Here is a 24926-nt window from a genome sequence, read left to right on the forward strand (position 1 = left end):
GCGCCGTGTCCGGCTGCCGTCGTCCTCCGTGATCCTCTGCCCTTCGATGTCTGGCCCCTGAGGGGTTAGAGTCAAGGCGGCTCCTTCCGTTGCGTGCGGTCGAGTCGATAGCGGCGTCCGGTTGCACCCGGGCGCCGCCTTGTTTTGGCGGCGCTGAGCCGTTCGATCGATGCAGCATCCCATGCGGCGCAGAAGATCCGTCTTGTCGTCCTGCCTGTTGTCACGAACGTGACGCCTTCGGGCGAGCACCGATCGATCGAGGTCCGGCCTCGCGTGCGAGGGGTGCGTGCCGAGGTCATCCGAGCGCCGCTGCACTTGACAGGTGATGTGTGAGCGTTAACATCGACAACCACCACTGCCTGCCGGGAGGTCCGATGACGCTCGTCCTCGCGCGTTCCACCGCACGTCGGATGGCCGGGCTCACGGCTCTGGTCGTGCTGCTCGCCGTCGGCCTCACCGTCATCTCCGCAAAGCCGGCAGCGGCGTGGGACAACGGCACGGCGGACACCCCGCCGATGGGCTGGAACAGCTACGACTCGTTCAACTGGCGCGTCACCGAGTCCGACGTCCGGGCCAACGCCGACTACATGCGCGACAACCTGCGCCAGCACGGCTGGCAGTACGTCGTCATCGACTGGGCCTGGTACTACCCGGGCCAGCACAACAACAGCCCCAACCAGGACGCCAACCTCAACCCCCGGCTGCGGATGGACGCCAACGGGCGGTTGCTGCCGGACACCACACGGTTTCCCTCGGCGGCGGGCAGCAACGGGTTCAAGCCCCTCGCCGACTACGTGCACGCCCAGGGGTTGAAGTTCGGCGTCCACCTGATGCGCGGCATTCCCCGCCAGGCGGTCGCCGACAACGTGCCGATCCTCGGCACCAACTGCCGAGCCAACCAGATCAACAACAGCACCACCGCGAACTGGCTCAACCTGATGTGGGGCCTGAACATGTCGAACGCCTGCGCGCAGGCGTACCTGGACTCGGTCTTCCAGCTTTTGGCCGAGTGGGGTGTCGACTTCGTGAAGGTGGACGACATCGCGGCCCCGACCTACCGGCAGGCCGAGGTCGAGGGTTACCGGACCGCGATCCAGCACAGCGGTCGGCCGATGGTGCTGAGCCTCTCGCCCGGCGCGACACCGCTGGCCAGCGGCGGTCACGTGCGGGACAACGCGCACATGTGGCGCATCGTCAACGACCTGTGGGACAACTGGTCGTCGCTCGACGCGCTCTTCGACCAGTTGCGCAACTGGACGCCGTACCGGACGATCGGTGCCTGGCCTGATCCGGACATGATCCCGATCGGGCGGCTGTCGAAGTACGGCCCGGTCGGCTCACCTCGCTACTCCGGGCTCACCGCCGACGAGCAGCGGACCCTCATGACCCTCTGGGCGATCAACCGGGCGCCGCTGATGTGGGGCGGCAACCTGGTCGAGAACCGGGCCGCCGAGCTGGCGTTGATGACGAACGCGGCGGTGCTCGCCGTCGACCAGAACAGCGCCAACAACCGCCAGCTCGTCGGCGGCACCCGGCAGGTGTGGACCGCCGACGTGCCGGGCACCGACAACAGGTACGTGGCCCTGTTCAACCGTGAGAGCGCCACCGCGAACGTCTCGCTGAACCTGGCCGACCTGGGCATCGGCTCCGCCACCGTCACCGACCTGTGGTCCGGCACCGGCCTCGGCACCGCCACCGGCACCCTCACCCGGTCCATCCCCGCCCACGGGAGCGGGCTGTACCGGCTGGCGCCGCTGACCACCACCCCCACGCCCACCACCTACACGGTGGCCGCCCGGCACAGCGGCAAGCTCCTCGACGTCTCCAACGCGTCCACCTCGGACGGCGCGAACGTGGTGCAGTGGGGCGCGAACGGGCAGGCCAACCAGCGGTGGCGGTTCGCCGACACCGGTGGCGGCTACTCCACTGTGACGAGCCTCAGCAGCGGCAAATGCCTCGACGTGTACGGCGGCGCGAGCGCCACCGCCGACGGCGTCCGGGTCATCCAGTGGGCCTGCAACGGCGGCACCAACCAGCAGTGGCGCGTCGAGGATCTCGGCACCGGCTACGTCCGGCTCGTCGCCCGCCACAGCGGGAAGTGCCTGGACGTGCTGAACGCCGCCACGGCCGACGGCGCCCAGGCCGTGCAGTGGACCTGCGGCACCGGCGCCAGCCAACAATGGCGGCGCACCACCGTGTAGCGCTCACCGGCGGCGTGCCCGCCACCGCGCGGGGAATCGTCCGCGAAACCCGCCGCCACCAGCGGGTTCGGAGCGAGAATGAGGGGTGCCGCGACGAACCGGGGGAGCAGGCGTACGGGCGAGCGGCATCCTCGGTCGGCTCCGCCGCCGTGACCCGGGCGATGCCGTCCTGCGGCGGGCGGCACGGCTGACCCTCGTCGCGTCCGTCGTCTTCTACGGCTGCCGCTACGGCGCGGGCAGTTCGGTGCTCGCCACCTACGGCCTGTTCGGCACGATCGCCGCCGGGTCGTTCGCGCAGTTGCCCGGGCCGGCGCCGCAACGGGCGCGGATCCTCCTCACGGCACTGCCGGCCGCCTGGGCGCTGATCACCGTGGGCTCGTTGTTGGCGTGGAGCACGTGGGCGGCGGCCAGCGGGATGCTTGTCGTCGGGTTCGTCGTGGCGTTCGCCGGGGTGGGCAACCCGCGCCTGGTGGGGTTGGCCAGCGCGTTCCAACTCTTCTACATCCTGGCGTCCTTCCCGCCGTACCAGCCGGGCACCCTGCCGGAGCGACTCGGCGGCGTCACGCTCGCCGTCGTGCTGCTCGCCGCGGCGGAGGTGCTCCTCTGGCCCGATCCGGTGCCGGTCACCTACCGGCAGCGCCTCGCCGTCGCGGCGGACGGCGTCGCGGCGTTCCTCGACGTCGTCGCCGAGAGGTTTACCGACCCTTACGCCGATCCGGGTGGTCGGGACCCGCGGCGCGAGCGCGCGTACCGCCTGGTGGCCGCCATCGCACTGGGCCGCAACCCGCCGGAGTGGGCACCGAGCGCGGCGGGCGCCCAGGATCGGGCGTTGCGGATCTGCGCGTCCGCGCTCCGCGAGGCGCTCGCCGAGGCGGACCGGTTGGCGGCGGACGCGCCGCCCGCACCGAGTGGGGACCCGGCGGCGGCGCGTCTGCTGCGCTCGTGCGCGGACACGACCCGCGCCGCCGGCCGGACCCTGACACCGGGTGCCCCGATGGTCGGTCTCGACGACCTGGACGCCGCGATCGGGCGAGCCGAGACGGCGTACCTCGCCGCGGAGGGCGACGGCCACCACCCGCCGGACGTGTCCCGGTTGTGCCGGGACGCGACGGCGCTGGCCCTCGCCGACCAGACCCGGGTCTTCGCCGTCGGCGTCCGGGTGGCCACCGGGTCGCGGCCCGAGGGCGAGGACGCCCGGACGGGGCTCTTCGCGTACGCGGGGCACAGCCCGTGGCGGCTGTACTGGTGGCAGTTCCGCTCCCACCTGGCACCCCGCTCAGCCCACCTGCACAGCTCCCTCCGGGTGGCCGTGGCGCTCACCATCGCCCGGGTCGCCGCCGGGGTGCTGAACCTGACCCACGGTTTCTGGGTGCTGCTGGCCACCCTGACCGTCCTGCGTACCTCGGCCGCCGACACCCGCACCGCCCTGCGACCGGCCGTGCTGGGCACGATCGTCGGCGCCGTGATCAGCGGCGGGCTGATGCTCGTGGTCGACACGCCGATCGTGTACGCCGTCGTCCTGCCGGTCACCCTGCTGCTGGCCTTCGGCGTCGGTCGCCTGCTCGGTCCGGTGTGGCAGCAGGCGCTGTTCACCCTGCTGCTGACCGTCGTCTTCGCCCAGCTCAGCACCGAAGGGTGGCGGCTCGCCGAGACCCGCCTCGTCGACGTGCTGCTCGGCGCGGTGATCGGCGTGCTCGCCGGGGTGGCGATGTGGCCGCGTGGCGCGAGCCACGACCTGCGGCACAACGCGACAGGCTATCTGGGGGCCAGCGCGGACGCCGTCGAGCAGACCGTGCTGGCGATCCTCGGCGGCGCTCCGGCTCCCGACCGTGCCCTCGACCGGGTCCGACGCCGAATGATCCTCGTCGACTCGTCGTACTGCCAGTACCACTCGGAGCGGCACCATCCGCACCGACAGCAGGTGAACTGGGACGCCGTCCTGAGCGCCGGGCACCACGTGGTGCCCGGCGCGGAGTCGCTGCTGCGCCGCAACCCGCCCGGCTGCCTCGCCGGCTGGCCGGCGGCGGCGACCCTGCTGCGGGACTCCGCCGCGCGCCTGCGCTCGGCGTACGACGACGTCGCTCGCGAGGTGGCACACGACCGGGCCGCGGGCCAGACGTCCGACCCGACCGGCGGTTGCGCCGACGAACTGGACCGGGTCCGGCCGCTGCTCGGCGGAAAGGACTCGCGGTCGGTCCGGCATCTCGTGGAGGTCGACAGGTGGCTCACCGGCCTCGCGGCCAGCCTCGCCCGCATCCGTCCACCGGCGGGTGACGAGGCTCCGGTGTGACCGATCCGGTGCCCCAACCAGTCATGGAGTGTGGGAGTCCACCGGACCACGGGAGTGAATCATGGATCAGAACCTGCGGGTGCTCTTCGACCGGGCGATCGTCGACGAGCCCGCACTGCCGTCGACAGACCTGGCCGGCGCGGCGATGGTCGCCGGCACCGGCCTGCGCCGACGCCGACAGCGCCTGGTGACGGCGGGCGCGGCAGCAGTGGCCGCCATCGCGGCGGTCGGGGCGGTGAACGTGGCGGCACCGCCGCAACAGGCCCCGGAACCGACGACCGTGCCGGCGGCGTTCGGCATGCTGGTGAACAGGGCGTGCGAGGCCCCCGCCCAGACGGCCGCGACCGATGCGTCGATCTTCCTCACCTACGAGATCACCGCTCAGCAGCGCGACGCGGTCAACCGTGCGCTGGACACCGATCCGGCGGTCGGGTCCGTGGTGTTCGTGAGTCGCGAACAGGCGCTGGCGAACTTCAGGAAGATGTACGCGGACGCGCCCGACCTCGTCGCCAGCGTGAAGGCCAGTGAGTTTCCGGAGTCGTACCGGATCACGCTTGTCGCGCGGGAGCAGTTCGCGACGTTGAAGAGCCCGCTCAAACGCATGCCCGGGGTCGACGAGATCATCGGCATCGACTGCCCGGCCGGCACGAACGCGTCGGCGGTCGACTGATGGCGGGTGTCCGCTGGGGCGCGGCCCGACGGCGCGAGCAGACCGCCCGGCAGGCGGAGTTCACCGCCTTCGTCGAGACCACCGCGCCGAGACTGCGACGGACCGCGTACCTGATGTGCCGCGACTGGCACCTGGCCCAGGACCTGACCCAGACCACCCTCGCGAAGATGTACGCGAACTGGGGCCGGATCCGGCACACCGCGAACCTCGACGCGTACGGCCGGCGCGTCCTCATGAACGTCGTGTTCGACCAGGCGAAGCGGCGCAGCGCCACCGAGCTCGTGCTGGCCGAGCTGCCCGAGGCGTCGCCCCAACGGCCCGACGACACCGCGGAGTTGCACGTCACCCTGCTGCGGGCGCTTGCCACTCTGCCGCTTCGCGACCAGGCCATCGTCGTGCTCCGGCACTGGGAGGACCAGAGCGTCGAGGCCGTCGCCAGCACCCTCGGCGTCTCCGTCTCGGTGGTCAAGACGCAGAACGCCCGCGCGCTGACCAGGTTGCGGGCGGTACTCGGCCAGGACTTCGTCCGGGTCTGACAGGCCGCCGGTCGCCGATTGGCCGTGCCCGTCCGACGCCGCCTCGCCTAGCGTCGACGAGATGGAGATCGAGCAGGCGCAGAAGCTGTGGCAGCCGGAGCCCGGCTGGTTGAACACCGCGTCCTACGGGTTGCCGCCCGAGCCGGCGTGGACGGCACTACAGGACGCGCTGGGCGCGTGGCGGGTCGGCCGCACGTCGTGGGAGGGCTGGGGCGAGGCGGTGAACCGGTCGCGTGCCGCGTTCGCCGACCTGATCGGGGTGCCGGCCGGTGACGTCGCGGTGGGCGCGGCCGTGTCGCAGATCCTCGCGCCGGTCGCGGCGGCCCTGCCGGCCGGGGCGACGGTGGTCGTCCCCGAGGTCGAGTTCACCTCGAACCTGTTTCCGTGGCTGGTGCAGGAGGAGCGCGGGATCACGGTCCGTACGGTGCCGTTGGCCGCCCTGGTCGACGCGATCGACGCCGGCACCGACGTGGTCGCGTTCAGCCTGGTGCAGTCGGCCGACGGGGCGGTGGCGGCGTACGACGAGATCGTGGCCGCGGCCCGCGCGCACGGCGCGTTGGTGGTGGTGGACGCGACCCAGGCGTGCGGCTGGCTGCCGTTCGACGGGAGCCGGGCCGACGTGGTGGCCGTGGGGGGCTACAAGTGGTTGATGAACCCGCGCGGCACCGCGTTCGCCTATCTGGCCCCGGCGTTGCGCGACCGGCTGCGCCCGGACGCCGCCGGCTGGTACGCGGGCCGCGACCCGCACGCCTCCTACTACGGTCCGCCGCTGCGGCTGGCCGACGATGCCCGCCGGTTCGACATCTCGCCGGCCTGGTTCAGCTGGGTCGGCGCGGCGCCCGCCCTGGAGCTGGTCGCCGAGATCGGCGTGCCGGCGATCCGGGAGCACGACGTGGCGTTGGCCAACCGGTTCCTGGCCGGGCTGGGCCGGCCGCCGGGGGAGAGCGCCATCGTCAGCGTGGACGTGCCGGACGCCGAGCAGCGCCTCGCGGCGGCCGGCATCCGCGCGGCGGTCCGCGCCGGGCGGGTCCGCGCCTCCTTCCACGTGTACTCCACCGAGGCCGATGTGGACGCGGCGCTGGAGGCGTTGACGGGATGACCCACCTCAGGCGAGGTGGCCGCCGATCTTGGTGTACCCGCGCAGCAGGTCCCGCGAGATGATCAGTCGCTGCATCTCGTCGGTGCCCTCGAAGATCCGGTAGAGCCGGACCTGCCGGTACCAGCGTTCGATGGGCAGCTCACGGGTGTAGCCCATGCCGCCGTGGATCTGCAGCACCCGGTCGACCACCCGGTTGACCATGCCGGCGCCGTAGAGCTTGCCCATCGACGACGCGTGCCGGGGATCCAGGCCCTGATCGACGGTCCACGCCGAGCGCAGCACCAGCCACCGGGCCGCCTCCAGCTCGGTCTCGGAGTCGGCGATCATCCACTGGATGGCCTGGTTGGTGCCGATCTTCGCGCCGAAGGTCTCCCGGGTGTTGGCATAGTCGATGGCCATCTGCAGGACCCGCTCGGCGATGCCGATGGCGTGCGACGGGATGGTGTAGCGGCCCTTGCCGATCCACTCCATGCCCAGCGTGAAGCCCTGCCCGATCTCGCCGAGGATGTTGCGGTGCGGCACCCGGACGCCGTCGAAGATGAGCGACGCGGGCCCGCCCTCGCCCATCGTCTGGATGAACTCCGAGCGCCAACCCATCGTCCGGTCCACCAGGAAGGCGGTGGCCCCACCGTTGCGGGCGCCCTTCTCCCGGTCGGTGACCGCGACCACGATGGCGAAGTCCGCGTCGTGGCCGCCGGTGATGAAGGTCTTCTCGCCGTCCAGGACCCAGTCGTCGCCGTCGCGGCGCGCGGCGAGCCGGATGTTCGCGGCGTCCGAGCCGGCCCCCGGCTCGGTGATGGCGAAGCAGGAGCGCCGCTCGCCCTCGATGGTCGGGACGAGGAACTCCCGCTTCTGCTCCTCGGTGGCGTGGAACAGGATGTTGTCGGCCTCGCCGCCGAAGCGGAACGGCACGAACGTGCGGCCCAGTTCCGTCCAGATCAACGACTGGAGTACGGCCGGCAGGTTCATCCCGCCGTACTCCTCGGGGGTGGCCAGGCCCCAGAAGCCGAACTTGCGGGCCTTGAGTTGCAGCTCGCGCACCTCGGAGTGGTCCAGACCCGGCTGGTGCGCCCGCTCCCGGCGGAGCACCTCGGCTTCCAGGGGCATCACCTCGCGGCTGATGAACGACCGGACGGTGTCCCGCACCGCCCGCTCCTCGTCGGTAAGCGAAAAATCCACTGTGGTCCTCCTGGCGTCGGAGCTGCCGGTCACCCTTAAACTAGCGGTGTAAGTTTTCATTCGTCCAGACCCCTGCCCGCCCGTGGTCCCCGATAGGGTGCGTGAACAGGCGGTTCCCACGGGGAGGGACGCCGCACACCGAGGAGGTCCGACGTGCCCCGACCTCTACGGCCGCTGCTCACCCGCGACCGGATCGTCGAGACGGCGCTCGCGCTCATCGACGCCGACGGGCTCGGCGCGCTCTCCACCCGCCGACTCGCCGCCGCCCTGGGGGTGCAGGGCCCCTCGCTCTACAACCACTTCGCCACCAAGGACGAGATCCTCGACGCGGTCGCCGACACGGTCACCGGCGCCGTCGACACCAGCGGCTTCGCCAGCCGGGACTGGGCCGCCGCGCTGCGCGACTGGGCCTGGTCGTACCGGCGGGCGCTCACCGCGCACCCGAACATCGTGCCGTACCTGGCGCAGGGGCCGGGCCGTCGACCGGCCGCGCTGACCATGGCCGACGCCGTCTACGGCGGTCTGGTACGCGCCGGCTGGCCGCCCGCCCGCGCCACCCACATCGGGGCCGCCCTGCGGTACTTCGTGGCCGGGTCGGCGCTCGGCTCGTTCGCCCGGGGCTTCGTCGAGGACCCGGAGCTGTACGCCGCGCACTACCCGCACCTGCGGCAGGCGCACCGGCTCGCCGAGCACCAGCAGAGCGTGGACGAGGGCGCCTTCGCCCTCGGCCTGGACGCGCTGCTGCACGGTCTGGCCGCCGAGTACGCCCGCAGCGTCGCCACGGTGGAGTCCGGGCGACCCAACGGGTAGCGTCCAAACTCCCAGCGCTAGTTTCATCGCCCGTCGCCATCGCCCGTCGACCACCCCCCGAAGGGACGCCATGGACCTCGCCGCCCCGCCGTCGCAGCTACCCGACACCCTGCGCTACCGGCGTCACCTGCACATCGGCGGCGAGTGGACCTCTCCCGCCGGCACCGACGTGCTCGACGTGCTCGACGTGGAGAATCCGAGCACCGGTGAGCCGGTCGGGCAGGTTCCCGCCGGCACCCCGGCCGACGTGGATCGCGCCGTCGCCGCGGCCCGTGCCGCCTTCCCCGGCTGGGCGGCCACCGCTCCCGCCGAGCGTTCCGCCCACCTCGACCGGCTGCACACCGCGCTCGCCGCCCGCGCCGACGACCTCGCCCGCACCATCGCCGTGGAGCTGGGCTCGCCGCTCCGGTTCGCCACCCGGGTCCAGGTCGGGCTGCCTTTGACAGTGCTGCGTGACCACGTCGCGCTCGCCGCCCGACCACCCGTCGAGGAGAGCATCGGCAACTCGCTCGTCGTCCGCGAGCCGATCGGCGTGGTCGGCGCGATCACCCCGTGGAACTATCCGCTGCACCAGGTGCTGGCGAAGCTGGCGCCCGCGCTGGCCGCCGGCTGCACTGTGGTGCTCAAGCCCAGTGAGCTGACCCCGTTGACCGCGTACCTGCTGTTCGACGCGGTCACCGAGGCCGGCTTCCCGCCGGGGGTGCTCAACCTGGTCCCCGGCACCGGGCCGGCGGTCGGCGAGGCACTGAGCGGGCACCCCGACGTCGACCTGGTCTCGTTCACCGGCTCCACCGCCACCGGCGCCCGGATCATGCGGGTCGCCGCCGACCGGATCGCCCGGGTCGCGCTGGAGTTGGGCGGCAAGTCCGCGAACGTGATCCTGCGCGACGCCGACCTGGCCGGCGCGGTGAAGGTGGGCGTCGGCAACGCCCTGCTCAACTCCGGGCAGACCTGCACCGCATGGACCCGGATGCTCGTGCACCGCGACCGGTACGCCGAAGCACTCGACCTGGTCGCCACGGCGGTGGCCGGCTACCGGCTCGGCGATCCGTTCGATCCGGCCACGCGGCTCGGCCCGCTGGTCTCCGCCGCCCAGGTCGAGCGGGTACGCGGCCACGTCGACCGGGCCCTCGCCGACGGCGCCCGGCTGGTCGCCGGCGGCCCGGACGCGCCGGTGCCGGCCCGGGGGCACTTCGTCGCCCCGACCGTCTTCGCCGACGTGCACCCCGACAGCGCGCTCGCCCAGGAGGAGGTCTTCGGCCCGGTCCTCGCCGTCCTCCCGTTCGACGACACCGACGAGGCGGTCGCCATCGCCAACAACTCGCGCTACGGGCTGGCCGGTGCGGTCTGGTCGGCCGACACCGAGGCCGCGCTCGCGGTGGCCCGGCGGCTGCGCACCGGCGCGGTCGACATCAACGGCGCCCCGTTCAATCCGCTCGCCCCGTTCGGCGGCTACAAGCAGTCTGGCCTGGGCCGGGAGCTGGGCGTGCACGGGCTCGCCGAGTTCTGCGAGCTGAAGGCGATCCAGCGATGAGCGCCCCCGAGCGGTCTCCGGCCGTGCCGGGCGGCGGCGAGCCGGTCACCGTCCGCGCGCTCGTCGCGCGCGGTGCCGGTGCCGAGTTGCGCATCGAGCGGGTACGCCTGCCCGCGCCCGGCCCCGGCGAGGTGCGGGTGACGATCCGAGCCGCCGGCGTCTGCCACTCCGACCTGTCCATGGTGAACGGCACCATCGCCGCGAGGTTCCCGCTGGTGCTCGGGCACGAGGCGACCGGCGTGATCGCCGAGGTCGGACCGGGCAGCGGCCTGCGGGTCGGCACTCCGGTGGTGCTCAACTGGGCGCCGGCCTGTCGGGCCTGCTGGTGGTGCCGCAACGGCGAGCCGTGGCTCTGCGCCGACACCACGGCCCCGACGGTGCCGCGCGGCGAGACCGACGACGGCCAACCGCTGCACCTGACCCTCGGCCTCGGCGCGCTCGCCGAGGCGGTGGTGGTGCCCGAGAACGCCGTCATCCCGATCCCCGCCGGCCTGCCTCCGGAGCGGGCCGCGCTGCTCGGCTGCGCGGTGCTCACCGGTGTGGGCGCGGTCCACAACACGGCCCGGGTCGCGCCCGGTGAGTCGGTCGCGGTGATCGGGCTCGGCGGGGTCGGGCTCGCCGTGCTCAGCGCCGCCCGCCGGGCCGGCGCCACGACGATCCTCGCGGTCGACGTCGCCGAGGCCAAACGGGACCTGGCGCTCGCCGCCGGCGCGACCGACTTCCTGCTCTCCGACGACCGGCTCTCCAAGGAGGTACGGGCGCGCACCGAGGGTCGGGGCGTCGATCACGCCTTCGAGTGCGTCGGCCGCGCCGCCACCATCCGCGCTGCCTGGCGGCTGACCCGGCGCGGGGGAGTGGTGACGGTGGTCGGCATGGGCGCCAAGGACGACATGGTCAGCCTCGGCGCGCTGGACATCTTCCACTCCGCCCGCACCCTGCGCTCCTCGGTGTACGGCTCGTCCGACCCGGAGCGGGAGGTGCCGGTGCTGGCCGCCGGGCTGGCCGACGGTGCGCTGGATCTGCGTGTGCTGGTCAGCGGCACGTTCCCGCTCGACGAGGCGCCCACGGCGTTCGCCCGGCTGGCACGCGGCGAGGGTGCCCGCTGGGTGGTCACACTGGACTGAGGCGGGTGGGTCGGCCGCGGCAGCTCAGCCTGACGCGTGTCACATCCGCGCCCGCAGCACGTCGACCTCGCAGCCTGGCGACGAGGGGTCGAAGCCGTGTTCGACAAGCCAACGGATGCCCAGCAGGCTGCGCATCGACCACCACGCCCGGATCACGTCGACGTCGACGTCGGCACCGTAGCCGGCCAGGACGTCGCCGAGGTGCTCCTCGTGCCCGAGCGTCAACGTGGCGAGGTCGAAGAGGGCGTCGCCGGCACCGGCCTCGGACCAGTCGAGCACGCCGGTGATCTCGTCACCGTCGACGAACACGTGGGCGATCTGCAGGTCACCGTGCGCGAAGACCGGGGTCCACGGGCGGAGCGCCGCCTCGGCGACGTGTCGGTTGCGGGTGACCAGGTCGGTGGGAAGAACGCGGTTGCTGACGAGCCACTCGCACTCGGCGTCGAGCCGCGCGGCCAACTCGTCGAGGCTGCGGCCCGGCCAGGGCGGCAGCGGCGCGTCGTGCAGCGTGCGCACGGCGGCGCCGGCTGCGGCCCACGCCGCCGGTGACGCGGTCGACGGCTCGCCGAGGCGACCGAGCGCCGCACCGGGCAGGGCGGCGAGCGCGAGCACGGGCGGCCGGTGCCAGAGGACGTCGGGGGTGGGGACCGGCGCCAGCGCCATCGCCTCGACCTCGACGTCGGTACGCCCCGGGTCAGCGTCGATCTTCAGGAAGACGTCGCCGACGCGCAGGGTCGCGCGTTCCTGATGGGCGACGACGACTTTGACCTCCGGCACAGCGCCATTGTCGCGTCCGACCCATTGACAGCCCCAGCGGTTTTTCGGGGCGACAGAGCCTGGGTGGTCAGGCGCCCCGGGCCGACCCCGGACGGGGGGCAACCCTGGGCGCCTGAGCGACAGGTCAGAAGGGTGGTGCGTCCTCGCCCATCAGCGCCAGGACGACGCCGCCCTTGCCGCTCTTGAGGCCCTGGACCACGACTTTGCCGGTGCTGCCGTCGGGCAGCTCCAGGGTGAAGGTCTTTCCGATCGCGTTCTTGGGGCCGTTGCCGGCGCTGTTGGCGGGTCGGAAGTCGCCTGCCCACGGCGGGGTTCCGCCCTTGCGGGCGGGCTCGGCGAAGAGCGCGGCGGTCCCGGGAGTGCGGGTGCCGTCTGCGGAGAGGAGCACTGAGGCGCTGCGAAAGGTAGCCATATGCGCCAAGGCTAACCCGGACCGCGCCCGTTCGGGGCACCGCAGCCGCCGGTGCCGGCGATTCGGACACCACCCGTTACCGCCGAATCGATACCTAGCAGTACGATGCATCGTACTTCTAGGGTTAGGGGTGGGAGGCTTCATGAAGGTCGCCAAGGATCTGGTCGCCGCCTCGGCGACACCGATGGTGCTCGGCATCCTGGCCGAGGGTGACAGCTACGGCTACGCCATCCTCCGACGGATCAACGAGCTGTCCGGGGGTGAGCTGGACTGGACCGAGGGGCTGCTCTACCCGTTGCTGCACCGGCTCGAGCGCCTCGCCTATCTCGAGTCGAGCTGGCAGGCGGTCGCCGGTGAGCGCAGGCGCAAGTACTACCGCATCACCGACCGGGGTCTGGCCGAGCTGGCCGAGCAGCGCCGGCAGTGGGACACGGTCGTGGGCGCGCTCAAGGAGATCTGGCACGACCGCGCTCCGCTGACGGCGCACCCGCTGGGGGGCCTCGCATGACGACACACGACGGGCCGGAGGAGCTGGAAGCGCAGTTCGCGCAGTGGCGTCAGTACGTGCTGCGCCGCAGGGAGCTGCACGCGGTGGACGCCGACGAGCTGGAAGACCACCTTCGCGGCTCCGTGGACGAGCTCATCACCGCTGGCCTGAGCCCGGACGAGGCGTTCCTGGTCGCGGTGAAACGGATGGGCAGCCTCGACGACCTCTCCCGCGAGTTCGCCCGGGAGCATTCGGACCGTTTGTGGAAGCAGTTGGTGCTGACCGGCGACTCCGACAGCCCGGTCGCCGGCACGCGCTCCCGCCGCACCCTGTGGGTCATGCTCGGCTGCGCGGCGGGCGCGGTGGTGTCCGTCAAGGCGCCCGCGCTGTTCGGGCTGAGCTTCGACGACGACGGCTCGTTCTACGCCCGGAACGCCACCCTGTTCGCGCTGCCCTGGCTGGCGGCGTTCCTGGCCTGGCGCCGGCAGGCCCGACCGGCGGTGATCGCGGTGCTGGTGGCGCTGTTCGCCCTCGGCGCCGTGGCGGCCAACGCCTACTCGGTGGCGGACGACTCGCAGTCCGTGGTCGTCACCGGCGTCCACCTGCCCATCGCCCTCTGGCTCGTGGTCGGTCTGGCCTACGTCGCCGACGACTGGCGCTCGGCTCGTCGACGCATGGACTTCATCCGCTTCACCGGCGAGTGGTTCATCTACTTCGTGCTGATGGCCCTCGGCGGCGGCGTGCTCGCGGCGTTCCTGTTCAACACCTTCGCGGCCATCGGAATCGTCCCGGAGGCGTTCGTCTCGCAGTGGCTCCTGCCCTGCGGCGCCGCGGCCGCGGTCGTGGTGGCCGGGTGGCTGGTCGAGGCCAAGCAGAGTGTCGTCGAGAACATCGCGCCGGTGCTGACCCGGCTGTTCACGCCGCTCTTCACGGCCGCCCTGCTCGCCTTCCTCGTCGCCGTGGTCTGGACCAGCCACGGCATCGACGTCGAGCGCGAGGCGCTGATCCTGTTCGACCTGTTGCTGGTCGTGGTGCTGGGGCTGCTGCTCTACTCCCTCTCGGCCCGTGATCCGCTGGCCCCGGCCGGTCCGTTCGACAAACTCCAACTCGCGCTCGTGGTCAGTGCGTTGGCCATCGACGTGCTGGTGCTGCTGGAGATCACCGGGCGCATCACCGACGAGTACGGCAGCACACCCAACCGGGCGGCCGCGCTCGGCGAGAACGTGATCCTGCTGGTCAACCTCGCGTGGTCGGCGTGGCTCCTGCTGACCTTCATCCGTCGGCGTACGCCGTTCGCCACGCTCGAACGGTGGCAGACCGGCTACCTGCCGGTGTACGCGGCGTGGGCCTGGATCGTGGTCCTCGTCTTCCCGCCGTTGTTCAACTACGCCTAGTCGCCGCGCTCGACTTTGTACGCCGGTCCGACCCAGGCACCGTCCGACCCGGGTCGGACGGCGCCCACCAACCATGTGGTTGACACGTGGTGACACAGATGCTGAACTATCAACCAACCACTTGGTTGGGGATGGGCTGAGGGATGACTGAACAGCTCGACCGCCGGCAGGCCCTGGTGCACGCGGCCTTCTCGGCGATCGCCGAGAGCGGCTTCGAGGGGTTCCGGCTGCGACCGATCGCCGCCGCGGCGGGCATTGACCACTCCACCCTGCACCACTACTTCCGGACCAAGGCCGATCTGATCGCCGCGGTGCTCGAGCACGTGACAAGCCAATTCGAGGCGACGATGCACAACGATCTGGAACCCGCCGCCCGGTTGCGGCGCCACCTCAGCGAGATCGCCGCGGCCGTCGCGGAACGACCCGAGTTGTTCGTCGTGCTCGATGAACTCGATCTCCGCGCCCGACGTGACGGGTCCACCGGGGCCGACATCGAGCGCGACGAACAGGGTTGGCGCGACGCGCTGGCGGCGATCTTCACCGAAGGCATCGAGCACCAGGTCTGGTCGGTGAACCTCGACGTCGCTGCCAGCGTCGAGCTGGTGATCGCCACCGTCAAGGGCATTCGCCTGCGTCCGGAGAAGGCCGAGTCGGTTGTCAACCAACTGTGCGACCTCTTCTCACCAGAAAGGCTCACGCATGACTGACGTACTCATCGTCGGCGGTGGCATCGGCGGCCTCGCGCTCGCCCAGGGTCTACGCAAACACGGCATCACCGTCGCGGTGTACGAGCGGGACCGGCGCCGCGACGACCGGGCGGACCGCTACCGGCTCGCGATCAACCCGGCGGGCAGCCGGTCGCTGCGCGCCTGCCTGCCCGACCGACAGTGGCAGGCGTTCACCGACACCACGGGCCGCCCCGGCGGCGGTTTCGGTTTCCTGGGCACGGACCTGCGCACGCTGGTCCTCGTCGAGGACGCGCTCATGTATCCCGAGGATCCCGACCCCGCGGAACGGGCCTACCCGGTCGACCGTCAGACGCTGCGCGGCGTTCTCCTCGACGGACTCGACGACACCGTCCACTACGACAAGACATTCGACAGCTACGAGCTCGCCGCGGACGGTCGCCCCACCGCGCGCTTCGCCGACGGGACGTCCGTCACCTGCGACGTCCTGGTGGGCGCCGACGGGATCAACTCCCGGGTACGCGCGCAGTACCTGCCGACCGCCACCCAGCGGGACACCGGTGCGGTGGGCGTCGGGCTCAAGTTGCCGCTGGACGACGACACCCGAGCCTGGTTGCCCGCCCGGCTGGCCCACGGCATGAACCTCGTCCTGACCGGTGCGCCGCACTTCCTGTTCACCTCCGTGTTCGAACGCCAGCAGCCGGTGGGGGACGACTACCTGCTGTGCGCGTTCGTCGCGAGTACCGAACTGTTCCCCTCACGTCCGGAGCGCCTCGACGGCACACAGTTAAAGGCCTACATCACCGGGCTGATCACGGACTGGCACCCCGCGCTCCGCCACCTGATCGCCGCGTGCCCACCGGAGGACGTGAGCGCGTTCCCGTTCCAGGCGTCCGACCGTCCCGCGCCCTGGGCGCCCGCACGGGTCACCGTGCTCGGCGACGCCGTGCACGGCATGCCGCCGGCCGGCGGCAACGGCGCCAACACCGCGCTGCGCGACGCCGCCCTGCTCACCCGCCAGTTGTCGCTGGCCGGCACCGGCCACCTGCCGCTGCTGGAAGCGATCGGCGAGTACGAGACCGAGATGCGCGAGTACGGCTTCCAAGCCGTCGACCTGGCTCTGCGGACCCTCCAGCAGGGCATGATGAGCAACCCGGTGAACGTGGGCTTGACCCGAGGCTGGTTCAGCCTCTGCGACGTCGTGGCACCGCTGCGCCGGATGACCTTCGGCCCGAGCTGGGCCAGGATCAGCGCTCCCCGCCACTGGGAGCGGGCCGCCGCCGTCTGACCAGCCGTTCCCGCTCGGCAGCCGGGGCAGCGCCGTCGCGGTGGCCACCGGCCGTCGACCCGCCGTCGGTAAATCACGCGCCGGCGCATCCACCGCGCCCCGTTTCAGCGAACCCCCGGGTAGGGAACGTCTATCCGGGGGTACGTCTGGTGCTGACCGAGCCGATGCCGGCGGAGACCGTGGAGATCGCGCACAAGCAGGTCTCGCTGGCTGCCGAGGACCTGGACGGCAACGCCGTCGCCACGCTGATGCTGGAGTTGGCCGAGGCCTGGGGCGTGCCGGCGCTCTGGGAGCAGGTCTGTCGTCCGTTGCTGGCCCGGCTGCCGGGGCGTACCGCCGCCGAGGTCGCCGTCGAGCACGCTCTCTGCGAGGGCGTCCGGGTCGGGTTGGACGTGTACCGCCGGGAGCCGGGCCGGTCGCTGCCCACCGGCGGGGTGCTGGTGGCCGGCGCCGAGCAGGAGGCGCACTGCCTCGGTCTGCACGCGCTCGCCGCCGCGCTGCGCGAGCAGGGCCGCGGCTGTCTGCACCTCGGTCCCGCGCTGCCCTGGCCGGCGCTGACCCGTGCGGTGTACCGGGCCAGCCCGCACACAGTGGTGCTCTGGTCGCAGACGCCGGTCACCGGCCGCGCGTACCGTCTGGTGCGTTTTGCCCGGGACTTCCCCCGCCTGCGGGTGTACGGCGCGGGGCCGGGTTGGATCGAGCCACTCACCGCGCCGGCGCGGCGTCTCGACTCGCTGCCGAGCGCCGTCACCGCCTGTCTGGCCGCCGCTCCCGGGCGTGACGCCCACCACATACGATACGGATCGGTGCCGTATCGTTAATGCGCGCCGTAGGCTGACTCGCGTTACGAGTCTGACCCGTATCGTATTGCGGCGCGGGAAAAGCGTGGGGGGAAAACCAGGCATGGAGCTGCACAACAACACCGGCCACCCGAGGAGGTGGGCGATCCTGGGGGTGCTGGTGATCAGCCTCCTCGTGGTCGTTCTCGACAACACGATCCTGAACGTCGCCCTGCGCACCCTGGCCGACCCGGTGCACGGCCTCGGCGCCAGCCAGGGCGAGCTGGAGTGGTCCATCAACTCCTACACGCTCGTCTTCGCCGGCCTGCTGTTCACCTTCGGGGTGCTCGGCGACCGTGCCGGCCGCAAGCGCTTCCTGATGATCGGTCTGGTGCTGTTCGGCCTGGCATCGCTGCTCTCCGCGTACGCCCAGAGCCCCGGACAGCTCATCGCGGCCCGCGCCCTGATGGGGGTCGGCGGCGCGGCCATCATGCCGGTGACGCTCTCGATCATCTCCAACGTCTTCGACCCGCGCGAGCGCGGTCGGGCCATCGGTGTCTGGGCCGGCGCCGTCGGTCTCGCCGTGGCCATCGGCCCGATCCTCGGCGGCGCGCTGCTGGAGCACTTCTGGTGGGGCTCGGTCTTCCTGATCAACGTGCCGGTGGTCGTCGCCGGCGTGGTGCTGGTGGGACTGCTGGTCCCGGAGTCGCGTGACCCGCGACCGGGCCGGATCGACGTGCTCGGCGTCCTGCTCTCCGTGGTCGGCCTGGTCGCCCTCTCCTACGGCATCATCGACGGCGGCGAGCACGGCTTCGACCGCCCGCTGGCCTGGGGTTCGATCCTGGTCGGCATCGCGGTGCTCGCCTGGTTCGTGCAGCACGAGCGGCGCAGCGACCACCCGTCGCTGGACGTCCGGCTGTTCCGGGTGCCCCGCTTCGCCGCGCCGGTCGCCATCGTCGGCCTGGTGTTCTTCGCCGCCATGGGCTCGATGTTCTTCGGCTCGTTCTACCTGCAACTCGTGCGCGACTACAGCCCGCTGCAGACCGGTCTGCTCTTCCTGCCCTTCGCCGGCGCCCAGCTGATCTTCGCGCCGCGCAGCGCCGCGATGGTCCGCCGCTACGGCGGCAAGGCCGTCGCCACCGTCGGGCTGGCGCTGACCGTGGTGTCACTCGGCGCCTTCGTCTTCATCGGCGCCTCCACCCCGATCTGGATCGTGCTGCTCGTCTTCCTCATCCAGGGCGCCGGAATGGCGAACATCATGCCGCCCGCCACCGAGTCGATCATGTCGGCGCTGCCCCGGGAGAAGGCCGGCGTCGGCTCCGCGGTCAGCAACACCATCCGCCAGGTGGCCGGCGCGCTCGGCGTGGCCGTCCTCGGCTCGGTGCTCTCCGCGGTCTACCGCAGCGACATCGGTGACGCGTTGACCGGCCTGCCTCCGCAGGCCCGCGACGCGGCCAACGAGTCGATCTCCGGCGCGTACGCTGCGGCGGGCCAGCTCGGCCCGGCGGCGCCGACGCTGATCTCGGCGGCCAACGACGCCTTCGTCACCGCCATGCACTGGGCGGCCGGGCTCTCCGCGGTGATCGCCGCACTCGGGATCATCGTGGTGTTGCGCTGGATGCCGGGTCGGGAGGAAGCCAGCGTCGCCCCGGCGGCCCCGGTTGCCGAGCCCGAGTTGGCCGGTACGGCGTAGGTGCGGGAAGAATGTCGGACATGACGTCCACTGCCGATGCTCCGCGGTCGCCCGGGCGACCGCGGAGCATCCGCGCCGACGAGGCGATCATCGAGGCCACCCTCGACCTGCTCGCCGAGGGCAGCACCATCGAGGCGCTCTCGATCGAGGCGATCGCCGCCCGCGCCGGGGTCGGCAAGGCCACCATCTACCGCCGCTGGGCGGGCAAGGACGCCCTGCTGCTGGACGCGCTCCGTCGGCTCAAGGGCGTCCTGGCCCAGCCGACCGGGCACTCCGTCCGCGAGGACCTGGTGCTGCTTGTCGGCGCGATCGGCAAGAACGTCGACCCGCGCGCGGCGAAGATCATGCCCTGTCTGGCGCCCGCCGTGAACCGCAGTGCGGATCAGTTCCAGCTCTACCAGAACATCATCTCGCCCCGCCGGCAGCTGATGCGCGAGGTGCTGCGGCGCGGCATCGACGAGGGAGTGCTCCGGGCCGACATCGACGTCGAGGTGACGATGGCGCTGCTCACCGGGCCGATGCTGATCCAACGGGTGCTGCAGTGGAATCCGGAGCTGGACGAGCAGACCCTGCCCGAGCGGGTCGTCGACGCCGTGCTGGAGGGCATCCAGGTCCGCTGAGCGTGACGCGGCTCAGCCGGCGCGCAGCCGGTGCAGACGCAGCGCGAGCTGCACCTCCAACGCCCGCTCGGGCCGCTGCCAGTCCGCGCCGAGCAGTTGCCCGACCCGCTCCAACCGCTGGGTCACCGTGTTCACGTGCACGTGCAACTGCTCGGCGGCGCGGGCCAGACTGCCACCCACCCCGAAGTACGCCTCCAACGTCCGCACCAGAGCCGTGCCCCGCCGGGCGTCGTAGTCGACCACCGGCCCGACCGTGGTGCGGAGGAACTGGGCCACGTCCGTCTCGCCCCGGTCACCGACGGTGCCCAGCAGCAGCCCGACGAAGCCCAGCTCGGCGGTGCTCGCCCCCTGGCCGGCCCGGCCCAACGCGCCAAGCGCCGTCAGGCAGCGGTCCGCCTCGTGGAACGTCCCGGCAAGCGCCGCCGGCCCGTTCGACGGGCCGCTCGCCCCGGCGGTCACCGGACGGCCGGTCACCCGGGACAGGTCCCGGGCGACCGCACGGGCACTGCCGCCCGCGTCCAGCCCCGGCAGCATGAGCACCACCCGACCGTCGCGCGCCGCGGCGAGCCCGCCGCGCGCCGAGGCGTACGTGGTGGCCCAGGAGAGCACCCGCTGCCGGGCCGAACCGGTCGCGGCGATCGCGTCATCGCCCACCGCCACCAGCACGTGCGGCGCGTCCAGGTCCACCCCGAGCCGTCGGGCCCGGCCGCGCAACGCGTCGGTGTCGCGCAGCGGACGAGCGATCAGGTCGTCCAGCAACTCGCCCCGGACCCGCCCCTCCGCCTCGGCGACCGTCCGGCGGAACAGCAGCAGCAGCGCGGTCACCAGCGCGGCCCGTTCCAGGATGCGCTGGTCGGCGTCGACCAACTCGTCGTCCGGACGCAGCACCAGCGCGCCCAGGTTCTCCGCGCCCGCCACCACCGCCGCGTACCAGAGCGGACCCCGGCGGACGCTGCGCCCCTCGGTCCGCGACGCGGCCACCGCCTCGACGATGTCCGCGCGGTCCGGCTCCTCGATCTCACCCACCCGGGCCAGCCGGCGACCCTCGGCGTCCAACGCCAGCAGCGCCCCACCCAGCACCTCGGTCACCGCCGCCGCCACGTCCTCCACGCCGCCGCCGCGCAGCACCAGCGCCGTCATCCGGTCGTGTGCCGCGGCGGCCCGCTCCACCGAGCTGCTGTGCGCCCGGATGGTGGTGTTCGCCGCCGACAACTCGGCCAACGCCGAACGGGTCTCGGTCAACAGTCGGGCGGTGTCGATCGCCACCGCGGCGTGCGCGGCGAGCGACACCAGCAGCGCCACCTCTTCCCGGACGAACGGCCGGGCCGAACGGTTGGCCGCGTAGAGCACGCCGATAGAGGTGGAACCGAGCCGCAGCGGCACCCCGAGGATCGCCACCAGGCCCTCCTCGCCGACCCCGGCGTCGATCTCACCGGTGTGGTGGAAGCGCGCGTCCTCCCCGTAGTTGGCGGTCACGTACGGCGCGCCGGACTGGGCCACCAGACCGCCCAGGCCGGCGCCCATCGGCAGCCGCAGCCGCTGGAAGCGGGCCGAGACCGACCCGTCGGTCACCCGCATGTAGGTGTCGCCGCGCTCGTCGTCGTTGAGCGTCATGTAGGCCACGTCCGCGCCGAGGAGGTTGCGGGCCCGGTGCGCGATCGCCCGCAACACGTCGTCCAGGTCGCGCAGCCCGGCCAGGTCGCTGACCGTGTCGTACAGGCCGGACAGCTCGGTCTCCCGGCGGCGGCGACGCTCCAACAGCGCGCGGACCCGCAACGCCACCGACCTGGCCTGCTCCAGCTCGGCCAGCCGCTCCGGCGGCAGCCCCGCGGCCCGCGCGGCCACCAGCGGTCCCTCGAACTCGACCGCCGCGGCCTCACGGGCGAGCAGCTCCAGGAACTCCACCGGCGATGACATGGTCGACATTGTGCTCAGCCCCACTAGTTGGCCGTCCAGCCCCCGTCGAGGGCGATCGACGCGCCGGTGATGAACGCCGCCGGCGGCGAGCAGAGGTACGCCAACAGCTCGGCGACCTCCTCCGGCTCGATCAGTCGCTTGATCGCCGCCCGAGCCAGCATGATCTTCTCGATCACCTCGGCCTCGTCGATGCCGTGACTGGCCGCCTGGTCGGCGATCTGGCTCTCCACGAGCGCGGTGCGTACGTACGCCGGGTTGATGCAGTTGGCGGTCACCCCGTGCGCGGCGCCCTCCAGCGCCACCACCTTCGACAGCCCCTCCAGGGCGTGCTTGGCCGAGACGTAGGCCGCCTTGTACGGCGACGCGCGCAGCCCGTGCACCGAGGAGATGTTGACGATCCGACCCCAGCCCCGGGCGTACATGTGCGGCAGCGCCCGGCGGATCAGCAGGAACGGCGCCTCCACCATCACCCGGTGGATGTACTCGAAGCGCTCGACGGGAAAGTCCTGGAGCGGCGCGACGTGCTGGAGCCCGGCGTTGTTCACCACGATGTCCACGTCCACGTCGAGGCGGTCCACCGCCGCGGCGTCGGACAGGTCCACACCCTCGGCCCGGCCACCGACCTCGGCGGCCACCGCCCTGGCCGCCGCCAGGTCGCGATCCACCACGAGCACCGTGGCGCCGGCCGCCCCCAGCCGCCTGGCACACGCCCGCCCGATGCCGCTACCACCCCCGGTGACCAGGGCGGTCCGACCGGCGAGGTCGATCTGCACGACGTGGGGGACCGCCACGGGTTCTGCCGTCATGGCGCAAGAAGTTACGAGCTGTGTGCTCCCCGGCACATGGGCCAGCGACACATACTCCGTACCAAAGCTGTGTGGCCCACCCGCCCTCGCGCCGCAAGATCGCGCAGCATCCAGGATGTAGTTGTCTCCTGATGCTTCGTTGCCACTACATCCCGGATCGAGCGTGACCTTGCGGCTGGCGCTCCGGAACCCCGCTCCCGGCCGGTCGAGCGCGGGGCGGGAGGGCGTGTCCCGTGGGGCTGGTGGGAAGAGCGCCGGTTAGGGTGTCGAACACACGTACTGCTGACGGCTGGGGAGGGGGCGGCGTGCGGGTGCTGGGGGTCGACCCGGGGCTGACCCGTTGTGGGGTGGGCGTGGTCGAGGGTGTGCCCGGGCGTCCGTGCACTCTGATCGCCTACTACGTGGTCTACACCGACCCGGCCGACGACCTGGCGCTGCGCCTGCTGCACCTGGACCGGTCGCTGAACAAGTTGGTCGCCGAGCACCAGCCGGAGAGCGTCGCCGTCGAGCGGGTGTTCAGCCAGCACAACGTGCGTACGGTGATGGGCACCGCGCAGGCCAGCGGCATCGCCGTGCTGGCCGGGGCGCGCGCCGGCCTGCCGGTGCAGACGTACACGCCGAGCGAGGTGAAGGCGGCCGTGACCGGTTCCGGTCAGGCGGACAAGGCGCAGATGACCGCGATGGTCACCCGGCTGTTGCGGCTGGCCGAGCCGCCGAAGCCGGCCGACGCCGCCGACGCGCTGGCGCTGGCCATCTGCCACGTGTGGCGCGGCGGGACCCGCTCGAAGCTGGCCGCGGCAGCCGACCGGGCACGACGAGGAGGAGCGCGATGATCGCCAGCGTGCGCGGCACGGTGACCGCGACGGGTCCGGACCAGGCCGTGATCGAGGTCGGCGGTGTCGGCCTCGCGGTGAACTGCGCCCCCGGCACCCTCGCGGAGCTGCGGGTCGGCCAGGTCGCCCGGCTCGCCACCAGCCTGATCGTGCGGGAAGACTCGCTCACCCTCTACGGCTTCGCCGACGACGACGCCAAGTCGCTGTTCGAGCTGCTCCAGACCGCCAGCGGGGTGGGGCCGCGACTGGCGCAGGCGGTGCTTGCCGTGCACAGCCCGGACGGGGTGCGCAAGGCGATCGCCAACGCCGACACGGCAGCCCTGACCCGGGTGCCCGGGATCGGCAAGAAGGGCGCCGAGCGCCTGGTGCTGGAGCTGCGCGACCGGATCGGCCCGGTGCCGATCGGCGCCGACGGGGTGGCCGGGGTGACCCGCGGCAGCTGGCCCGACCAGGTCCGGCAGGCGCTGGTCGGCCTGGGTTGGACGGCCGGCCAGGCCGATCAGGCGGTGGCCGCGGTGGCCGAGACGATCGAGGGTGAGACCCCGCCGGTGCCGGTCCTGCTCAAGCAGGCCATCCGCCTGCTGGGTCGGACCCGATGAGCGCCCCGGCGGCGACGGAGGGTGGCGCGGTGCGCGCGAGGAGTGCGTCGGGGTCGCGAGCCCCGCGGTCGCGAGTGAAGAGGGCACGGTGAGCGAGACCGACGGGCTTGTCTCGGCGTACGTCAGTGAGGCCGACCGGGACGCGGAGGCCACAGTCCGGCCGAAGCGGTTGGCCGAGTTCATCGCCCAGAACCGGGTGCGTGATCAGCTCGACCTGTTGTTGCAGGGCGCGATGCGGCGGGGTTCGCCGCCGGATCACATCCTGCTCTCCGGCCCACCCGGCCTGGGCAAGACGAGTCTGGCCAACATCGTCGCCGCCGAGTTGGGCGCGGGTATCCGGGTGACGAGTGGCCCGGCGATCGAGCGTTCCGGCGACCTGGCGGCGATCCTGACCAGTCTCGCCGAGGGGGACGTGCTCTTCATCGACGAGATCCACCGCATCGCGCGTCCGGCCGAGGAGCTGCTCTACAGCGCGATGGAGGACTTCCGGGTCGACGTGGTGGTCGGCAAGGGGCCGGGGGCGACGGCGATCCCGCTGGACGTCGAGCCGTTCACCCTGGTCGGCGCGACGACCCGCTCGGGTCTGTTGACCGGGCCGATGCGGGACCGGTTCGGGTTCGTCGCCCACCTCGACTTCTACGCCCCGGCGGATCTGGAGACGCTGCTGCACCGGTCGGCGCGGATCCTCGGTGTGCCGATCACCCCCGAGGGCGCGACCGAGATCGCCGGTCGGTCCCGGGGCACGCCGCGGATCGCCAACCGGCTGCTGCGCCGGGTCCGCGACTACGCCGAGGTGCGGGCCGACGGCGTGGTCGATGTCGACACCGCCCGTGCCGCGTTGATCGTGTACGACGTGGACGCGCTCGGGTTGGACCGGCTGGACCGTGCGGTGCTGACCGCGTTGGTCGACTCGTTCCGGGGTGGCCCGGTAGGTCTGTCCACCCTTGCCGTGGCGGTGGGGGAGCAGCCGGACACGGTCGAGGAGGTCTGCGAGCCGTTCCTGGTCCGCGCCGGTCTGTTGGCCCGTACGCCGCGGGGGCGGGTGGCCACGGAGGCCGCCTGGCGGCATCTGGGGCGTACTCCGCCGAATGGTACCTTTGGCATGGATAGTCCACCCGTGCCCGATCTGTTCTCGATGGATACCGATCAGCCGTGATAGGAACGTGATCTGTGCCGCATTCGGCGTTCTCAG

At 72.3% G+C, this 24926-nt stretch carries 23 protein-coding genes; 18 read left to right on the top strand and 5 right to left on the bottom strand.

Features of this window, described 5'->3' with window-relative positions:
• Positions 1–374 precede the first annotated feature (374 nt).
• The 5 genes from ACPXBU_RS10780 (at position 375) to ACPXBU_RS10800 (ending at position 6796) form a co-directional block, all read left to right on the top strand.
• Positions 375–2201, top strand: coding sequence for an alpha-galactosidase (locus ACPXBU_RS10780; RefSeq protein WP_425757933.1), 1827 nt, complete (start codon positions 375–377; stop codon positions 2199–2201).
• Between the two features lie 85 nt (positions 2202–2286).
• Positions 2287–4491 carry an FUSC family protein gene (locus ACPXBU_RS10785; RefSeq protein WP_425757934.1) on the top strand — a complete coding sequence of 735 codons (2205 nt, stop codon included), beginning with the start codon at positions 2287–2289 and terminating at the stop codon, positions 4489–4491.
• A 61-nt stretch (positions 4492–4552) separates the two neighbouring features.
• Positions 4553–5161, top strand: coding sequence for a permease-like cell division protein FtsX (locus ACPXBU_RS10790; RefSeq protein ID WP_425757935.1), 609 nt, complete (start codon positions 4553–4555; stop codon positions 5159–5161).
• On the top strand, positions 5161–5697 hold the full coding sequence (locus tag ACPXBU_RS10795; RefSeq protein ID WP_393367758.1) for a SigE family RNA polymerase sigma factor: 537 nt from the start codon (positions 5161–5163) through the stop codon (positions 5695–5697). Before ACPXBU_RS10790 ends, ACPXBU_RS10795 begins: the two co-directional genes overlap by 1 nt.
• A gap of 61 nt (positions 5698–5758) precedes the next feature.
• Positions 5759–6796 (top strand): aminotransferase class V-fold PLP-dependent enzyme, encoded by a 1038-nt coding sequence (locus tag ACPXBU_RS10800; RefSeq protein ID WP_425757936.1) that lies wholly within the window; start codon positions 5759–5761, stop codon positions 6794–6796.
• Between the two features lie 6 nt (positions 6797–6802).
• Here the strand turns inward: ACPXBU_RS10800 and ACPXBU_RS10805 are convergent, their stop codons facing one another.
• The gene (locus ACPXBU_RS10805) at positions 6803–7975 is read right to left on the bottom strand and encodes an acyl-CoA dehydrogenase family protein (protein WP_425757937.1); all 1173 of its coding nucleotides are present in this window, start codon (positions 7973–7975) and stop codon (positions 6803–6805) included.
• 153 nt (positions 7976–8128) lie between these two features.
• On the opposite strand from ACPXBU_RS10805, the gene ACPXBU_RS10810 reads away from it, so the two are divergent.
• The 3 genes from ACPXBU_RS10810 (at position 8129) to ACPXBU_RS10820 (ending at position 11443) form a co-directional block, all read left to right on the top strand.
• Positions 8129–8785 carry a TetR/AcrR family transcriptional regulator C-terminal domain-containing protein gene (locus ACPXBU_RS10810; protein ID WP_393367765.1) on the top strand — a complete coding sequence of 219 codons (657 nt, stop codon included), beginning with the start codon at positions 8129–8131 and terminating at the stop codon, positions 8783–8785.
• Between the two features lie 70 nt (positions 8786–8855).
• Positions 8856–10319 (top strand): aldehyde dehydrogenase family protein, encoded by a 1464-nt coding sequence (locus ACPXBU_RS10815; protein WP_425757938.1) that lies wholly within the window; start codon positions 8856–8858, stop codon positions 10317–10319.
• On the top strand, positions 10316–11443 hold the full coding sequence (locus ACPXBU_RS10820) for an alcohol dehydrogenase catalytic domain-containing protein (protein ID WP_393367769.1): 1128 nt from the start codon (positions 10316–10318) through the stop codon (positions 11441–11443). The genes ACPXBU_RS10815 and ACPXBU_RS10820 overlap by 4 nt, the downstream gene beginning before the upstream one ends.
• Before the next feature lie 39 nt (positions 11444–11482).
• Here ACPXBU_RS10820 and ACPXBU_RS10825 read toward each other — a convergent pair whose 3' ends face one another.
• Together ACPXBU_RS10825 and ACPXBU_RS10830 are read right to left on the bottom strand one after the other, a co-directional pair.
• Positions 11483–12220 (bottom strand): phosphotransferase family protein, encoded by a 738-nt coding sequence (locus tag ACPXBU_RS10825; protein ID WP_425757939.1) that lies wholly within the window; start codon positions 12218–12220, stop codon positions 11483–11485.
• Between the two features lie 124 nt (positions 12221–12344).
• Positions 12345–12632 (bottom strand): hypothetical protein, encoded by a 288-nt coding sequence (locus ACPXBU_RS10830; RefSeq protein WP_393367772.1) that lies wholly within the window; start codon positions 12630–12632, stop codon positions 12345–12347.
• Positions 12633–12774: 142 nt separating this feature from the next.
• Here ACPXBU_RS10830 and ACPXBU_RS10835 point away from each other — a divergent pair, with 142 nt between their 5' ends.
• The 7 genes from ACPXBU_RS10835 to ACPXBU_RS10865 all read left to right on the top strand — a co-directional run bounded on the left by ACPXBU_RS10835 (position 12775) and on the right by ACPXBU_RS10865 (position 19579).
• Positions 12775–13140 carry a PadR family transcriptional regulator gene (locus ACPXBU_RS10835; protein ID WP_393367774.1) on the top strand — a complete coding sequence of 122 codons (366 nt, stop codon included), beginning with the start codon at positions 12775–12777 and terminating at the stop codon, positions 13138–13140.
• A complete protein-coding gene (locus ACPXBU_RS10840) occupies positions 13137–14513 on the top strand; it encodes a permease prefix domain 1-containing protein (RefSeq protein WP_425757940.1) in 1377 nt (458 codons plus the stop codon). Before ACPXBU_RS10835 ends, ACPXBU_RS10840 begins: the two co-directional genes overlap by 4 nt.
• Positions 14514–14656: 143 nt before the next feature.
• Positions 14657–15220: a TetR/AcrR family transcriptional regulator gene (locus tag ACPXBU_RS10845; RefSeq protein ID WP_425757941.1), complete on the top strand. Its 564-nt coding sequence runs from the start codon at positions 14657–14659 to the stop codon at positions 15218–15220.
• Positions 15213–16487, top strand: coding sequence for an FAD-dependent oxidoreductase (locus ACPXBU_RS10850; RefSeq protein ID WP_425757942.1), 1275 nt, complete (start codon positions 15213–15215; stop codon positions 16485–16487). The genes ACPXBU_RS10845 and ACPXBU_RS10850 overlap by 8 nt, the downstream gene beginning before the upstream one ends.
• A 149-nt stretch (positions 16488–16636) precedes the next feature.
• A complete protein-coding gene (locus ACPXBU_RS10855) occupies positions 16637–17308 on the top strand; it encodes a transcriptional regulator (protein ID WP_393367779.1) in 672 nt (223 codons plus the stop codon).
• Positions 17309–17390: 82 nt separating this feature from the next.
• Entirely contained in the window at positions 17391–18959 is a 1569-nt protein-coding gene (locus tag ACPXBU_RS10860; RefSeq protein ID WP_425757943.1) for an MFS transporter, read from the top strand.
• An 11-nt stretch (positions 18960–18970) separates the two neighbouring features.
• Complete coding sequence (locus ACPXBU_RS10865; protein WP_393367783.1) at positions 18971–19579, top strand: TetR/AcrR family transcriptional regulator; 609 nt, start codon at positions 18971–18973, stop codon at positions 19577–19579.
• A 12-nt stretch (positions 19580–19591) separates the two neighbouring features.
• Here ACPXBU_RS10865 and ACPXBU_RS10870 read toward each other — a convergent pair whose 3' ends face one another.
• The gene (locus tag ACPXBU_RS10870) at positions 19592–21505 is read right to left on the bottom strand and encodes a helix-turn-helix domain-containing protein (RefSeq protein ID WP_425757944.1); all 1914 of its coding nucleotides are present in this window, start codon (positions 21503–21505) and stop codon (positions 19592–19594) included.
• 14 nt (positions 21506–21519) lie between these two features.
• Positions 21520–22302: a 3-hydroxybutyrate dehydrogenase gene (locus tag ACPXBU_RS10875; protein WP_393367787.1), complete on the bottom strand. Its 783-nt coding sequence runs from the start codon at positions 22300–22302 to the stop codon at positions 21520–21522.
• A 305-nt stretch (positions 22303–22607) separates the two neighbouring features.
• Between ACPXBU_RS10875 and ruvC the strand changes: the two genes are divergently transcribed.
• The 3 genes from ruvC to ruvB all read left to right on the top strand — a co-directional run bounded on the left by ruvC (position 22608) and on the right by ruvB (position 24890).
• Complete coding sequence (ruvC, locus tag ACPXBU_RS10880; RefSeq protein WP_357245262.1) at positions 22608–23135, top strand: crossover junction endodeoxyribonuclease RuvC; 528 nt, start codon at positions 22608–22610, stop codon at positions 23133–23135.
• Positions 23132–23734 carry a Holliday junction branch migration protein RuvA gene (gene ruvA / locus ACPXBU_RS10885; protein ID WP_425757945.1) on the top strand — a complete coding sequence of 201 codons (603 nt, stop codon included), beginning with the start codon at positions 23132–23134 and terminating at the stop codon, positions 23732–23734. Before ruvC ends, ruvA begins: the two co-directional genes overlap by 4 nt.
• Positions 23735–23822: 88 nt before the next feature.
• Positions 23823–24890, top strand: coding sequence for a Holliday junction branch migration DNA helicase RuvB (gene ruvB / locus ACPXBU_RS10890; protein ID WP_425757946.1), 1068 nt, complete (start codon positions 23823–23825; stop codon positions 24888–24890).
• The last annotated feature ends 36 nt before the right edge of the window (positions 24891–24926 follow it).

The organism is Micromonospora sp. DT231, from assembly GCF_049847025.1.
GTDB lineage: Bacteria > Actinomycetota > Actinomycetes > Mycobacteriales > Micromonosporaceae > Micromonospora.

Bases quoted from the DNA above. Each gene is read 5' to 3' on its own strand.
- ACPXBU_RS10780 (WP_425757933.1), top strand. From the start codon at position 375: ATGACGCTCGTCCTCGCGCGTTCCACCGCACGTCGGATGGCCGGGCTC.
- ACPXBU_RS10790 (WP_425757935.1), top strand. From the start codon at position 4,553: ATGGATCAGAACCTGCGGGTGCTCTTCGACCGGGCGATCGTCGACGAG.
- ACPXBU_RS10795 (WP_393367758.1), top strand. From the start codon at position 5,161: ATGGCGGGTGTCCGCTGGGGCGCGGCCCGACGGCGCGAGCAGACCGCC.
- ACPXBU_RS10800 (WP_425757936.1), top strand. From the start codon at position 5,759: ATGGAGATCGAGCAGGCGCAGAAGCTGTGGCAGCCGGAGCCCGGCTGG.
- ACPXBU_RS10815 (WP_425757938.1), top strand. From the start codon at position 8,856: ATGGACCTCGCCGCCCCGCCGTCGCAGCTACCCGACACCCTGCGCTAC.
- ACPXBU_RS10820 (WP_393367769.1), top strand. From the start codon at position 10,316: ATGAGCGCCCCCGAGCGGTCTCCGGCCGTGCCGGGCGGCGGCGAGCCG.
- ACPXBU_RS10830 (WP_393367772.1), bottom strand. From the start codon at position 12,632: ATGGCTACCTTTCGCAGCGCCTCAGTGCTCCTCTCCGCAGACGGCACC.
- ACPXBU_RS10835 (WP_393367774.1), top strand. From the start codon at position 12,775: ATGAAGGTCGCCAAGGATCTGGTCGCCGCCTCGGCGACACCGATGGTG.
- ACPXBU_RS10840 (WP_425757940.1), top strand. From the start codon at position 13,137: ATGACGACACACGACGGGCCGGAGGAGCTGGAAGCGCAGTTCGCGCAG.
- ACPXBU_RS10845 (WP_425757941.1), top strand. From the start codon at position 14,657: ATGACTGAACAGCTCGACCGCCGGCAGGCCCTGGTGCACGCGGCCTTC.
- ACPXBU_RS10850 (WP_425757942.1), top strand. From the start codon at position 15,213: ATGACTGACGTACTCATCGTCGGCGGTGGCATCGGCGGCCTCGCGCTC.
- ACPXBU_RS10860 (WP_425757943.1), top strand. From the start codon at position 17,391: ATGGAGCTGCACAACAACACCGGCCACCCGAGGAGGTGGGCGATCCTG.
- ACPXBU_RS10865 (WP_393367783.1), top strand. From the start codon at position 18,971: ATGTCGGACATGACGTCCACTGCCGATGCTCCGCGGTCGCCCGGGCGA.
- ACPXBU_RS10870 (WP_425757944.1), bottom strand. From the start codon at position 21,505: ATGTCGACCATGTCATCGCCGGTGGAGTTCCTGGAGCTGCTCGCCCGT.
- ACPXBU_RS10875 (WP_393367787.1), bottom strand. From the start codon at position 22,302: ATGACGGCAGAACCCGTGGCGGTCCCCCACGTCGTGCAGATCGACCTC.
- ruvA (WP_425757945.1), top strand. From the start codon at position 23,132: ATGATCGCCAGCGTGCGCGGCACGGTGACCGCGACGGGTCCGGACCAG.